At 62.0% G+C, this 13,196-nt stretch carries 12 protein-coding genes; 6 read left to right on the top strand and 6 right to left on the bottom strand.

The features are described 5' to 3' along the window. Window positions 1-23 precede the first annotated feature (23 nt). The gene (locus AC1Q6C_RS11880; protein WP_030535741.1) at window positions 24-758 is read left to right on the top strand and encodes a queuosine precursor transporter; all 735 of its coding nucleotides are present in this window, start codon (window positions 24-26) and stop codon (window positions 756-758) included. On the opposite strand, the gene tgt is transcribed toward AC1Q6C_RS11880, so the two are convergent. Further along, entirely contained in the window at window positions 749-2,038 is a 1,290-nt protein-coding gene (tgt, locus tag AC1Q6C_RS11875; protein ID WP_007731594.1) for a tRNA guanosine(34) transglycosylase Tgt, read from the bottom strand. The genes AC1Q6C_RS11880 and tgt overlap by 10 nt on opposite strands. Before the next feature lie 192 nt (window positions 2,039-2,230). On the opposite strand from tgt, the gene AC1Q6C_RS11870 reads away from it, so the two are divergent. The 5 genes from AC1Q6C_RS11870 (at window position 2,231) to AC1Q6C_RS11850 (ending at window position 9,013) form a co-directional block, all read left to right on the top strand. Then, on the top strand, window positions 2,231-3,022 hold the full coding sequence (locus AC1Q6C_RS11870) for an enoyl-CoA hydratase/isomerase family protein (protein ID WP_007731595.1): 792 nt from the start codon (window positions 2,231-2,233) through the stop codon (window positions 3,020-3,022). 26 nt (window positions 3,023-3,048) lie between these two features. Then, on the top strand, window positions 3,049-4,020 hold the full coding sequence (locus AC1Q6C_RS11865; protein ID WP_007731596.1) for an ABC transporter substrate-binding protein: 972 nt from the start codon (window positions 3,049-3,051) through the stop codon (window positions 4,018-4,020). 119 nt (window positions 4,021-4,139) lie between these two features. Beyond that, complete coding sequence (locus AC1Q6C_RS11860) at window positions 4,140-6,476, top strand: CaiB/BaiF CoA-transferase family protein (protein ID WP_230359430.1); 2,337 nt, start codon at window positions 4,140-4,142, stop codon at window positions 6,474-6,476. Between the two features lie 50 nt (window positions 6,477-6,526). Next, window positions 6,527-7,474, top strand: coding sequence for a quinone oxidoreductase family protein (locus AC1Q6C_RS11855; protein ID WP_007731598.1), 948 nt, complete (start codon window positions 6,527-6,529; stop codon window positions 7,472-7,474). A gap of 15 nt (window positions 7,475-7,489) precedes the next feature. Then, window positions 7,490-9,013, top strand: coding sequence for an AMP-binding protein (locus AC1Q6C_RS11850; RefSeq protein ID WP_007731600.1), 1,524 nt, complete (start codon window positions 7,490-7,492; stop codon window positions 9,011-9,013). Between the two features lie 11 nt (window positions 9,014-9,024). Here the strand turns inward: AC1Q6C_RS11850 and AC1Q6C_RS11845 are convergent, their stop codons facing one another. From AC1Q6C_RS11845 to AC1Q6C_RS11825, 5 genes are all read right to left on the bottom strand, one after another. Further along, window positions 9,025-9,927, bottom strand: a complete 903-nt coding sequence (locus AC1Q6C_RS11845) for an IclR family transcriptional regulator (protein ID WP_007731601.1) — start codon at window positions 9,925-9,927, stop codon at window positions 9,025-9,027. Between the two features lie 167 nt (window positions 9,928-10,094). Continuing rightward, window positions 10,095-10,919, bottom strand: coding sequence for an alpha/beta fold hydrolase (locus AC1Q6C_RS11840; RefSeq protein ID WP_230359429.1), 825 nt, complete (start codon window positions 10,917-10,919; stop codon window positions 10,095-10,097). After that, complete coding sequence (locus AC1Q6C_RS11835) at window positions 10,919-11,239, bottom strand: DUF362 domain-containing protein (protein ID WP_007731605.1); 321 nt, start codon at window positions 11,237-11,239, stop codon at window positions 10,919-10,921. Before AC1Q6C_RS11835 ends, AC1Q6C_RS11840 begins: the two co-directional genes overlap by 1 nt. 3 nt (window positions 11,240-11,242) lie before the next feature. Further along, complete coding sequence (locus AC1Q6C_RS11830; protein ID WP_007731607.1) at window positions 11,243-12,253, bottom strand: NAD(P)/FAD-dependent oxidoreductase; 1,011 nt, start codon at window positions 12,251-12,253, stop codon at window positions 11,243-11,245. A gap of 150 nt (window positions 12,254-12,403) precedes the next feature. Continuing rightward, window positions 12,404-13,189: a class II aldolase/adducin family protein gene (locus AC1Q6C_RS11825; RefSeq protein ID WP_007731609.1), complete on the bottom strand. Its 786-nt coding sequence runs from the start codon at window positions 13,187-13,189 to the stop codon at window positions 12,404-12,406. Window positions 13,190-13,196 lie beyond the last annotated feature (7 nt).

The following is a 13,196-nucleotide window of genomic DNA, read 5'->3' as shown; positions in this document are numbered from 1 at the left end:
TCCGAGCGCCTTGTGGTGCTTGGATGACGGACGTGACAGCTCAGGATCAGCAAGACGAATCGACCCACGAAACCAAATTTGCGCACGTCAGCCGGGGTTATTACCCGACGATCGTCGCGCTCTTCACCGCAACGCTGCTGATCTCGAACGTGGCGGCGACCAAGGGGGTCGCCTTCTTTGCGGATTCCGACTTCTCGCTCGGTCCCTTGCAGATTCTGCCCATCATCACCGATGGTGGATTCTTCTTGTTCCCGCTCGCCTACGTCCTCGGTGACGTGCTCAGCGAGGTCTACGGCTTCAAAGCGACCCGACGCGCGATCTACCTGGGCTTCGGCGCACTGATTCTTGCCGCTGCGTGCTTCTGGATTGCAGTGCAACTCCCGTCGGCAGAGTTCTACGAGAACCAGGCCGCCCTCGAAACCGTGGTCGGTGTCATTCCCCGACTCCTGGTCGCAGGCTTGGCCGCCTACCTCGTCGGACAGCTACTGAACTCACTGGTCCTGGTCATGATGAAAAAGCGCATGCAGGAGAAGCATCTGTGGGCGCGGCTGATCGGCTCGACCGTCGTCGGCGAATTCGCCGATACCCTCATCTTCTGTTCCATCGCGGCCGGTGTCATCGGCATCAGCACATGGGAAGACTTCATCAACTACGTGCTGGTCGGCTTCCTGTGGAAGACGCTTGTCGAGGTTCTGGTCATGCCGATCACCTACCGCGTCATCGCATACGTGAAGAAGCGCGAACCGACCTACGCCTGAGGTGCAGGCGTCTTCGCCGCGTAGAACTTTCCGAGCATGTCTGCCTTGAAGTCGTGGAAATACCCACCTTCGATGCTGGCTCGGATATCGTCGACCAACTTCACGGTGAATCGCTCGTTGTGGATGGTGCAAAGCGTCGACGCGAGCATTTCCTTCGCCTTGAAGAGGTGATGGATGTACGCGCGGGTGTAATTGGCGCACGTGTAGCAGTCGCACTCGTCGTCGATAGGCGTGAAGTCACGACGGAATCGGCTGGTGTTGATGTTGAACCTGCCGGAGCGGACGTAAATCGCAGCATTGCGAGCAACACGCGACGGGTTGACGCAGTCGAAAGTGTCCGCGCCGTTCTCGATTGCGACGAAGAAGTCGTCCGGTTCACTGATGCCGAGCATATGACGCGGCTTGTTCTCGGGTAGTTCCTCGTTACACCAACGCACGATCGTTCCGAGGTTCTGCTTCTCGAGGGCGCCGCCGATGCCATAGCCGTCGAAGCCGTATCCGTTCTCGCCTTCGATCGACTCGAGTCCGCGGCAGGCTTGACGACGTAGATCTTCGTATTGCGCGCCTTGAATCACGCCGAAGAGAGCCTGATAGGGCTTGTCAGCGCGTTCGGCGGTGAGCTTCTCGTGTTCATTGATACAGCGGATCGCCCAGGCCTGCGTACGCTCGACCGATCGCTCCTGATAGCCGCGGGTGTTGAGCAACGTGGTGAGCTCGTCGAACGCGAACATGATGTCGGCGCCGAGCTGATGCTGAATCTGCATCGACACCTCGGGGGTGAAGCGATGCTTGCTGCCGTCGAGGTGCGATTTGAACGTCACGCCCTCGTCGTCGACCGTCGCCAGACGCTCTTTGCCCTTTGCGATGACGTCGTCGGACTGCACGCCGACGGCCTCCATCGCGAGCACCTTCTTGAACCCGACGCCAAGAGACATCACCTGGAAGCCGCCGCTGTCGGTGAAGGTGGGGCCGTCCCAGTTCATGAACTTGCCCAGCCCCCCGGCCTCGTCGACGATGTCGGGGCCCGGCTGCAGGTACAGGTGGTACGCATTGGCGAGCAACGACTGCGCACCGAGTTCCTTCATGGACTCGGGCAGCACGGCCTTGACCGTGGCCTTGGTTCCGACAGCCACGAACGACGGCGTCGCGATATCGCCGTGCGGTGTGTGGATGGTTCCGGTTCGTCCGAGCCGGTCCTCGAGCCTGGTCCCAATGGTGAAAATCGACTCGGGACGCTTGTCGACGGAGGGCGCGGGCGGTGTCGGTACTGCAGAAGTCACGGGCTCAATCCTGTCACAGGAGCAAATATCGCCGTGATCACAGCGAAGAAAGTTCCTACGCGATCAGCATCCGACATTGGTCTACTGACCGAACCCGAGCGGTACCGCCGCGTGAGGGTCCCCACCATACTTCCCACTACACATCCCCCGGCTCGACCGGTTTACCCCGCCAACCCGCTGACAGGAGCTCACTTGACGAGACAGACCGGCCAGACCTACAACTTCGTCACCGTCGACGTCACAGACTCGATTGCCACCGTGACTATCGACAAACCTCCAGCCAACGCATTCAACCCCAGCATGATCGCCGAGCTTCTGGAGATACTGCCGGTACTCGCGTCGGACCAGACCGTCCGCGCCATTGTAGTGACGGGCACTGGACGGTTCTTCGTCGCCGGTGCGGACATCACCGTGATGCGCGAGCTGACGGAAGAAACTCAGCGCGCGATGCGCCCGTGGGTCGACGTACAGCGGATCCTCGAGTCGGCTCCCAAACCTGTCGTCGCGAAGATCAACGGGCACGCACTCGGCGGCGGAGCAGAACTGACGTTGGCCTGCGACTTCCGCATCATGGCGCAGTCGGCGACCATCGGCTTCCCCGAGATCGGACTTGGGCTTTTTCCGGGTGCCGGTGGCAGCCAGCGACTTCCACGCCTCATCGGTGCTCACCGAGCCAAAGTGCTCATGATCGAAGGCAAGCGCCTCAGCGCCGAGCATGCACTCGATATCGGCCTGGTCGACACCGTCGTTGCGGACGCCGACCTCGATGCGCATTGCGCTGACCTCGCACGCGAACTCGCGACGAAACCCACTGCCACCATCGGAATGATCAAACGCATTGTCGACGAGGGCATGTCGTTGCCGCTCGATCAAGCGCTGGATCTCGAATTCGAGGCAGTGCTCGACCTGATCAAGACGGACGACGCTGCTGAGGGACTTCAGTCATTCCTCGACAAGCGGTCCCCCACCTTCACGGGACGCTGACAGCTCCCATTTACCGAGAGGCCATCATGCTCAACAAATTTCAGAAGAAATGGGTGGGCGCAGTCGCTTCTCTCGCCGCCCTGACGATCGCCGTCAGCGGATGCACCCGCCCCGCTACCGACAACTCCGCCGAAAGTGGTGGCCTGGTACGGATCGCGGTTGGTGTAGACCCGTCGTACGCCCCGATTTTCCTGGCCGACCACGAGGGCATGTTCGAGGCCGCCGGCCTCGACGTCCAGGTCATCCAGACGGAAGGCGGGGCGGCGGGCGCCCAGAACGTCGTAGCCGGAACTTCGGAACTCTCCGGCAATGCCGACTCGACGGCACTGTCCGTCATGGCCGCCAATCCGAGCCTGCGGGCGCTGGGCGTATTTCAGGAATCCGACCGGTACTTCCAGGTTGTACTGAGGAACGGCGTCGAACCGAAGTCGATCAAGACCATGGGCGTCTTCCCCGGCATCGGTCTCTACTTCACGAACCAGTACCTGGCCAGTCTCGGCATCGACCCCACGACGGTCACACTCGTGAGCACAAGCCCGCCCGAACAGCCTGCTTTGCTGGCGCGCGGTGACATCGACGGCTTCCTGTCCTTCGACCCCTGGGTGACGCAGAGTGTCAATACCGGCGGGCGCGTTGTTGCCACGACCGGCGACTTCGGCGCCAAGTACGCCCAATGGATCATCGCTTCGGACAACTGGTTGTCCGCGAACGAAGAAACCGCAGGCAAGGTGTTCAAGGTGATCTCGGAAGCGTCGGCAATCGTGAACTCGGATCCGGATCGGGCTGCAACCGCAATTGCCGCGTCTATCCAGATGGACCCGGCCGAGGCCGCAGACCGGGTGACCCAAATCGATTTCGGTGGACGCGGATTCACCGAGGACGACGTGGAGCGCGCAAACGAACTTGTTGCATTCTTCCGCGAGCAGGGCAAGATCTCCGCGGACATCGATCCGTCCGCTGTCCTCCTCTCGGGATGGTTCGAGCAGAACGCCGCCTGAGCGGAGAGTGAGAACGGGTCCGGTGGGCAGACCGAAATCATGTCGCCCACCGGGCCGCAGAACTACGTTCGACACCAGTCGGTTCGGCGATATCTTTCGATTGAAACGGAGTAGTTGTGGTGCATCCCCCGGTACGGGTCGTAGAGATTTCCAGTCCGTTTGCGCGATTCGCCGGGCGCATCCTGGTCGGGCTGGGTTTCGAAGTCATTCTGGTAGAACCACCCACCGGTGACCCCAGTCGCACCGAGTCCCAGGGTGATTCGTACTTGCATTGGCACGCGGGCAAGAAGTCCGTTGTCCTCGATATCGACGACAGCAACGATCGCCTCGCTTTCGAAGCACTGCTGCGCAGTGCCGACGTCCTGCTCGACGGCAGCGCGACCGGCGCTCTACGCGACAACCGAGGATCTCTCGTTCACGTACGAGTGACACCCTTCGGCACAACCGGACCGCGAAGTGACTGGAAGGCAACAAATCTGACCGTCGCGGCACTCGGCGGGATGATGGCCCAGGTCGGCGATCCCGAGCACCCTCCACTGCTGCTCCCCGAACTCCAGGCTGAGCAGCTCGCCGGAATCAATGCCGCAATCGGCGTGCTTCTCGGACTGCGTTCGCGATCCAAGGGCCACAACCCGTTGCTGGAGATCAGCGCTCAGGAATGTGTTGCCGCCGCGCTGGAAGCGGGCACTCTTGCCTACATTCACGAGGACCGCGTCCCGCCGCGTCCGGGCCGGGTACATCCGCTCGTTCCGCACGGACTGTTCCAGGCCGCCGACGGTTATGTCGGTGGCGGCCTCGGCGGTAGCCCCCGCATGTGGGACGGCATGTTGGCCTGGCTGATCGACAACGATGCTCAGGACGATCTCGATCAACCGGAGTGGTCCGACGCGGTCTACCGAAAGACGCATCAGGAACACATTTTCGACGTTCTGTCCGCCTTCATCGCGAAGTGGCCGAAGGAAGAATTCGCGGTCAGCGCGCAGTCACGCAAGTTGCCGTGGGCAGCGGTCGACCGGCCCGAAGAACTGCTGCGTAACCCGCAACTCAACGACCGGGACTTCTTCACCGACGTGACCGGAGATCACGGTACCTACCGCGATCTCGGGTTCGGCTTCGCTTTCCCCGAAGGCCGGCGCATCGGAACGCTCGAGGCTGCCCGGTTGGGCCAGCATCAGGAACTCTTGAAGGCCACCTCGCCTGTGGCAGTGAACGAAACCCACGAGTTCAGCGGTGGCAGCACGCCCAGCCTCGAAGGTGTCCGCGTCCTGGATCTCACGTGGGTGTTGGCGGGCCCGTACGGCACCAGAATCCTTGCCGACCACGGTGCCGATGTCATCAAGGTCGAATCGATCGGACGCCCGGACCCGACTCGCTTTGCACCGTTCATGCATCTCTCGCGAGGACCGCACGACAATCCGAACACCAGCGGGTACTTCAACGACGTCAACCGCAACAAGCGCAGCATCACACTCGATACCCGATCCGCAGAGGGCCTTTCGGTACTGCGCGACCTGATCAGGAACTCCGACGTCGTGGTCGAGAATTTCAGCTCGTCGGTCATGGACAAGATGGGGCTCGGCTACGAACAACTCCGGGAGCTCAACCCGGACATCATCTACGTGTCGATGTCCGGGATGGGTCACACCGGTCCTCGCAAGGACTGGGTGTCGTATGCCGACATCGTTTCGGCAAGTACCGGTTTGACCGCACTGACCGGCTGGAACGCCGATGACGTTGTCGGAGTCATCTACGGCCATGGCGACATCGTCGCCGGACTGCAAGCCGGCGTCGCGATGCTGGCAGCCCTCGACTACCGCGACCGGACCGGCCGGGGACAGCACGTAGACCTGTCACAACTCGAAGCCATGGCAGCGCACATGGGTACCAGCGTTCTCCGAGCCGCCCGGTCACAGTCCCCCGATCCGATCGGCAACAGCCATCACGAACTGGCACCACACGGCGTGTACCCGTGCCTCGGCAGCGACCGGTGGTGCTCGATTGCCGTTCGCGATACCACGGAATGGAATGCATTGTGCCGCATCATCGAAGCAGAGAAATGGATCGGCAATCCTGACTTCGCGAGTGCAGAAAGCCGCCAAGCCGATCACGAACGTATCGACGACGCCATCGCCGACTGGACCAGGACTCTGTCACCCGAAACCGTCATGGAACGCTTGCAATCGGCGGGTATCGCGGCCGGCACCGTCCAGGACGGACGCGACCTGGTCGAGAGCGATCCACATCTTCGGGCACGCAGTTTCTATTCGGCACAGGAACATCCCCTCGCCGGAACATTCCTCCACGAAGGCATCCCCGTTCGCCGGAACTCCGAACCCGGCTCGATCCGACGCGCTGCGCCGGTGCTGGGCGCGGACACCGACGACGTCCTCGAGTCGGTGCTCGGATACAGCGACGAACTGATCGCCGGACTTCGCGACCAGTCGATCCTGTCCTGACCGCACTCATATTCAGTACATCCATTCACAGATCGCTACTAGGAGACACAATGCGCGCGGCCCGACTCCATCAGTTCGGCACTTCACCGGTCATCGACGACATCGACATTCCCACACGTGAATCCGGTCAGACGCTCGTGCGCATCGACGCTGCCGCGCTCGGCCATCTCGACATCACCGTCGCGAGCGGAAACTTCGGAGTCAAGCCGAACCTGCCACATATCGGTGGAACAGACGGAGCGGCGACGGTAATCGAATCCGACACCTATGAGCCTGGCACCCGCCTTCTGGTCCGAGGCGGCGGAGTCGGCCTGTTCAAGAACGGTTGCTGGGCTGAGTATCTGGTAGCGGCAGACAAGGCGTTCACACCCTTTGATCCCGCACTGTCGCCGGCCGTCGCCGCAACCTTCTTCCTGCCCAGCACAACCGGCTATGTTGCCGTCAACGACATTGCAGCCGTCGCTCCCGGCGAACGAGTTGTTGTCGCCGGAGCATCCGGCGCTGTCGGATCGATGGCAGCACAGTTCGCTCTGCTTGCCGGAGCGTCCGAGGTAATCGGTGTTGTACCGCGCGAAGATCAGGCTGCCTTGCTTCCGGAGGGTGTGCGTCCCGTCGTCGGGCAAGGCGACGAACTTGCCGGAGTGGTGGGATCCGAGCCTTCCGTCGACGCCGTGATCGACACGCTTGGCGGCGACGGCTTGCCGCACCTTCTGGCGAGTGTTGTCCCCGGTGGCCGGGCTGCCCTGATCGGATATACCTTGGGTAAGAGCCTCACCCTGGACTTACCGAACTGGTTGCTCAGCGATGTCCGGATCCTGCCCGTCAACATGATTCGCAAGACTGCCCGGCAAGCCGAACTGGCACCTGAAATGATCCGGCTGCTCATCGAAGGCAAGATTTCCGTTGCAGTGCAGGAGTTTCCGCTGGATGACATCGCAACGGCACTGCAGTTGATGGGTGAGGGCAAGGTTGCCGGCCGGGCCGTCGTCGTACCCTGAGGGATACAATTACCCATGCACCACGACGCACATGCCATTCCGCGCTCGCTTCCGGATTTGATCCGGAGGCGAGCTTTGGAGCGTCCGGAGCACCCGGCGCTCGTCGTCGACGGGATCACGGTCACCTACCGCGAATTGCGGGATCGTGCAGCGTCGATGGGGGCGGATCTCCGTAATCACGGTGTCGGCCGTGGGGAGCGCGTGGCGGCACTGTCCGGCAACAGGATCGAACTGGCAGACCTTGTTCTCGGATGCGCGTGGATCGGTGCGGTTGTCGTCCCACTCAATACGGCCCTCCGAGCCGACAGTGTTGCCAGCGCACTCGAACAGGCTGGTGTACAACGGATCCTGGTTTCACCCGAATACTCAGGCGCTGTAGCCGGATTCGACGGCACCGTGTGGGTCATGGGTGAACAGTGCGTCCCCACTGCCGGTTCGCATCCGGGCTGTGAGCCCGAGACCCTCGATCCGCTCGACCTGGCCGCGATACTCTTCACCTCCGGCACCACCGGTCTGCCCCGAGGCGTCCGATGCCCGCACGCGCAGTTCCTGCAGTGGGGCAAAGGCGTCGGCGCCTCACTCGGGCTCACCGGGGACGATGTGCTGTACAACTGCCTGCCGCTGTTTCACACCAATGCTCTCAATGCCTTTGTTCAGTCCCTTTGGGCCGGGTCTACTTTTTTCCTGGGACAACGCTTTTCGGTCCGCAATCATTGGCGCGAAGTTCGCGAGATCGGCGCAACTGTCGACTACCTGCTGGGTGCGATGGTGGCCATGTTGATGAACGCGGACCCATCGCCGCAAGACCGACAGCACAGCGTCCACGTGGCACTTGCCCCCGCAACGCCGGCTCATCTGATCGAACCGTTTGCCCAGAGATTCGGTGTAGAACTCGTGGACGGATTCGGAAGTACCGAAACCAATCTCGTGATCGGCACACTTCCGGGAGATCGGCGGGCCGGGTACATGGGGCGGGTGATGAGTGGCTACGACGCCGCAGTCGTCAACGACGGTACTGCTGCCGCAGACGGGGAGCCCGGCGAACTGGTGGTCCGCAGCACGATCCCCGGCGCCTGTTCACTGGGCTATCTGGGCGAGGAGATTCCGGCGACGGAGAGTTGGATACAGACCGGTGACAGGGTGATTCGGGAAGCAGACGGCTGGTTCCGATTTGTCGATCGCATCAAAGACGTGATTCGGCGCCGCGGTGAAAATATTTCCGGGGCCGAAGTGGAAACCGTTCTGGCGTTGCATCCGTCGGTCGGTCAGGTTGCCGTCTTCCCGGTACCGTCGGATCTGGCCGAGGACGACGTCATGGCAACTGTAATACTGCGCCCCGGAGTATCTTTCGACCCCATTTCGATTCTGGAGTTCTCCCAGCAACAGCTGCCGTACTTTGCACTTCCCCGGTACATCGACGTCGTGGACACGTTGCCACTCACCGAAACCGGCAAGGTACAGAAAGCAGTGCTACGTGAGAGGGGCGTCGGCCCACACACCTGGGATTGCGAGAAGAGCGTGTTCCGCGCCCGGCGATAGACCGCGCCTCGCTACTTGCCGCAACCGTTGAACGAACACATCACCGGACTGCAGATCGTGCGCAGAGCCAGCGGGTCGCTCGGCGAATGTGTGCACTTCATGGCATGAAGTTTTCGGGTGATTCCGGCGCCGGCAGTGCGCAGGGCCCCGGTGATGCGGCTGACGTTGAGGCGAGCCGTCGGCGCTGTCACAGACAACGCGCCGGCCAGAGTGCGCGGGCCGCTGAACACCGGCACTGCGACGCTCATGTACCCGAGCCGTGTCTCCTCGACCTCCACCGCGAGTTGTTCCTTACGCATCCGCTCGGTTTGCTGGCGCAGCACGCTGACGGACATCGTCGTTCGACTGGTCAAGGCGGTGAAACCCTGCTCGACTACCTCGTCGAAGACCGATTGCGGGGAGAAGGCAAGGATGATCTTGCCGGTGGCGGTGCAGTACAGCGGGAGCCGACCGGCCACCCGCGACTGCTGATTCAGCCCGCGGTGTCCGATGATCTTCTCGATGTAGAGGACGTCGATGCCGTCACGAACCGCAAAGTGAACCGTCTCCTGCGTCGCCAGCAGTAGGTCCTCCATGTACGGCAGCGCCGCGTCGCGCAGAATCCGCTGACGCGGCACCAATTGGCCCAGCTCGAACAATCGCAGGCCGAGCCGGTACTTGGTACCCGCGCGCTCGAGCAATCCCCACTCGACCAGCTCGCCGGCCAACCGGTGAACCGTCGCTTTCGCGACCCCACTGCGCCGGGTGAGCTCCGTCAGAGACAGGTCACTGTGGTCGGTGTCGAAAGCGTCCAAGATCATTCGAGCCTTGCCCAGGACCGAGGACAGTTCACCTGCAGGCTGCGATGCAGCGGTCGTTTCCGACGCGATGGGTAGTACGGATCCGAACCCGACGGATTGTTGTGGAGCGGCCATGAGTGTCCTCCTGAACGATCTGTGACAGCCTGCCGAGACCGAGTGCCACAACGACCGAGATCGGTCGGGGTCCTCGTTAGGTGCAGGTGCTTCGAGACTGACACTATGGTGACGACACGATGAGACGCACGCCACACGGTCCGCTCAGTGAACCCGTCCCGCAGAGTTTACACGGGGCGCCTACCTGCGTAATTCTCCAGAAACATGCGGACGGCGGATGCAATCTGCGGAGCGTGCTCCTCGACGAGTGCGACGGTCCCCGATTCGACGATCTCCGTTTCCACCACTGCCGCACCCGTCAGGTGTGCACGTAACGGCGCAATGTTAGGCATCGAGAAGGGATCCTTCTGCGCGCCGATCAGCAAAACCGGCGCAGTCACCGAACCGACTCTCGCCTCCATGACGTAGCGGGCGCAGGCTTTGTGCCCCTCCGCCGGATCTACCCGGTAGGCAAGCGCGTCTCGGATGTACCTGTCGAGCAGTGCGGTGCCTGGTTCGGGGTAGTAGGGGCGACGCATCTCCCACAGCCTGGTCAGATGGCTACCGTCTGCGGCCCGGTCGACGCAGTCGATCCCACCGGGTCCCGAGTGCCCCTCGCGGTAGTTGCGGTCGGTCCACGGGCACGACGAGAGCACGGCAGCGTGCACCCTCTCGGGGCGTGATGCCGCCATCTCGAGCGCCACTGCCGCACCGGTGTGGTGACCGATGACCGTGACTCGATCGACGCCCAGGGTGTCGAGCAATTCCCACGCGCCTCGCGCATAGGTCTCGATGGTCTGCGGGCCGGGCACCGGAGCACTGTTGCCGTACCCCGGCATGTCCATCGCGACAACGCGGAAGTCGTCGGCAAGGAGTGGAATGAACTCGCGGAACTCGTCCCACGACCGGGGCGCCTGATGAAGCAGGAGAATCGCCTCACCCGAACCTTGCTGCGCGTAATGCAATTGCCCGAAAGACGAATCAACGTATCCGAGTTGCAGGCCGCCAGCCATCAGAACGCCGCAACCATCGGGGTATCGACGCCGACGATGTCGATCTTTGCCGAACCACCCGGATTTCCGACGGGCTCGCTACGGGTAGGCAAGACCTCGAGGAAGAAGCGCTTGTTGTCTTCCTTGAAATCCGGGTCTGCTTTCCGGTCGACGGTGATCGCCTCCACCGGGCAGGCCAATTCGCAAGCGCCGCAATCGATGCATTCGTTCGGGTTGATGTAGAGCTTGCGATCACCCTCGTAGATGCAATCCACGGGGCATTCTTCCATGCATGATCGGTCCGTGTAGTCGATGCATGCTTCACCGATGACAAATGCCATTGCCTAGCTCTCCTGTTCGGTGGAGTGTCCAGGGAAGATTTCTGCTTCCGGATCCAGCACTGCCGCAGCGTTGTTCACCGCAGTCGCGGCCTCGCCGAAACCGACGGCGATCAAGCGGACCTTGCCGGGATAGTCCGTGATGTCCCCGGCGGCATACACACGCGGAACATTCGTCTCCATCCGTGTGTTCACCGCGATGTGGCGATTGTCGATCTCGATTCCCCACTCCATCATCGGACCGAGGTCGGCCGTGAATCCCAATGCAGCGATGACGGATTGAGCGAGCAGCGTGGACGTGCTCTTGTCTTGTTTGTGGGTGATGTCGACCTCGCCGATCCACCCGTTTCCACGTACCGCCGAGACATCGGCGTTGACGAGAACCTGGACACTGCTTTCCTGCACCTTGGCGACTGTGGATTTGTGCGCGCGGAAACGATCTCGCCGGTGAACCAGGGTGACGGACTTGGCAATTGGTTCCAGGTGAACGGCCCAGTCGAACGCGCTGTCGCCGCCACCGACGATGACAACGTCTTTCCCGGTGTGCGCCGACAAATCCGGGACGAAGTAACTCAGCCCCCGATCCATGAACTCCGAACCCTTCGCCAACGGACGCGGGGTGAAGGTTCCGATGCCGCCGGTGATGACAACCGCGCCGGCCACCACGACCTGGCCCGTGCTGGTGGTGATCCGCACCCGGCCGTCGTCGTCATGCGACAGCTCACGAGCCTGCATGCCCAGAAGGTACACCGGATCGAACGGGGCAGCCTGCGCCATCAAACCCTCGATGAGGTTGCGTCCCTTGACCGAAGGGAATCCCGCGATGTCGAGGATCGCCTTCTCCGGGTACATCGCACTGACCTGTCCCCCCGGTTCCGCAAGGGCATCGATCACGGCAACCGAGAGGCCGCGGAAGCCTGCGTAGTACGCGCCGTACAGCCCGGCGGGGCCGGCACCAATGATCAGAATATCGACGCCGATCTCGTTGTCGGTCGCCGTGGAAGACGTTTTGTTCACACTCGATACGGTATTGCGCCGACGGACTCACGCAAATGAAACCGGTCCGCTCAACAGACCTCGGTAACAGTTGCGGGACAACACGAAAAGGGCCCGCCGACCTCTCGGTCGACGGGCCCAATGCTCGCAGGAATTCAGTGCGCGAAGAATTCAGTGCGCGAATACCTCGGGTTCGTCTGCTGCGATCTTCTGGATGATGGTCGAGTACGCAAACCACCCCACCTTCTCGGTGCCGACTGCTTCGTAGGTCTGCGCCGCGATCTTCTCGTGCAGGACAACCGGATCACCGGCGGCTCGCGCCGTCAACTCCGCCTGCATCGACCGCTCCATCGACACATACCACCACACTGCGCTCTCCACGGAAGTTCCGACGGTCAGATGACCGTGGTTGGTGAGGATCACGGCCTTGTTCGATCCGAGGGCATCCGCGATGCGAATCCCCTCCTCTTCGTCCAGCGCCACCCCGTGATACTCCTCGTAGATCGAGTGATCCTCGTGAAAGGCGCACGCGTCCTGAGTGATCGGCGTGAGGCGGGTGTGCAGCGAGGAGAACGCCTTACCGTTCGAACCGTGAGCGTGAACAGCTCCGATGACGTCGGGACGAGCCTCGTGAACCTTGCTGTGGATGACAAACGCTGCTCGGTTGAGCGGTCCGTCTCCGGAAATGACCGCGCCGTCCGACGCCACATGCAGCAATTCCTCCGGCTGAACCTGAGAGAAGTGCCGCCCGAACGGCGCAGTCCAGAAAGTCTCCGGATCTTCTGGGTCTCGGGCGGTGATATGTCCCGAGATTCCCTCGTCCAAACCGAATTTCGACAAAATCCGATACCCGCCGATGACAGCGGTCTTGCGACGACGCCGCTCACTCTCGATATCGGTGAACTCGGGCGGTCCCGGAATTCCGGCCTGCTCGGCAATGCTCAGCGGGTGATTCATGCTGCGC

The organism is Rhodococcus sp. MT28, from assembly GCF_058792695.1.
The sequence above is the reverse complement of the archived record's forward strand: the minus strand, read 5'-3'. Positions and strand labels throughout refer to the sequence as shown.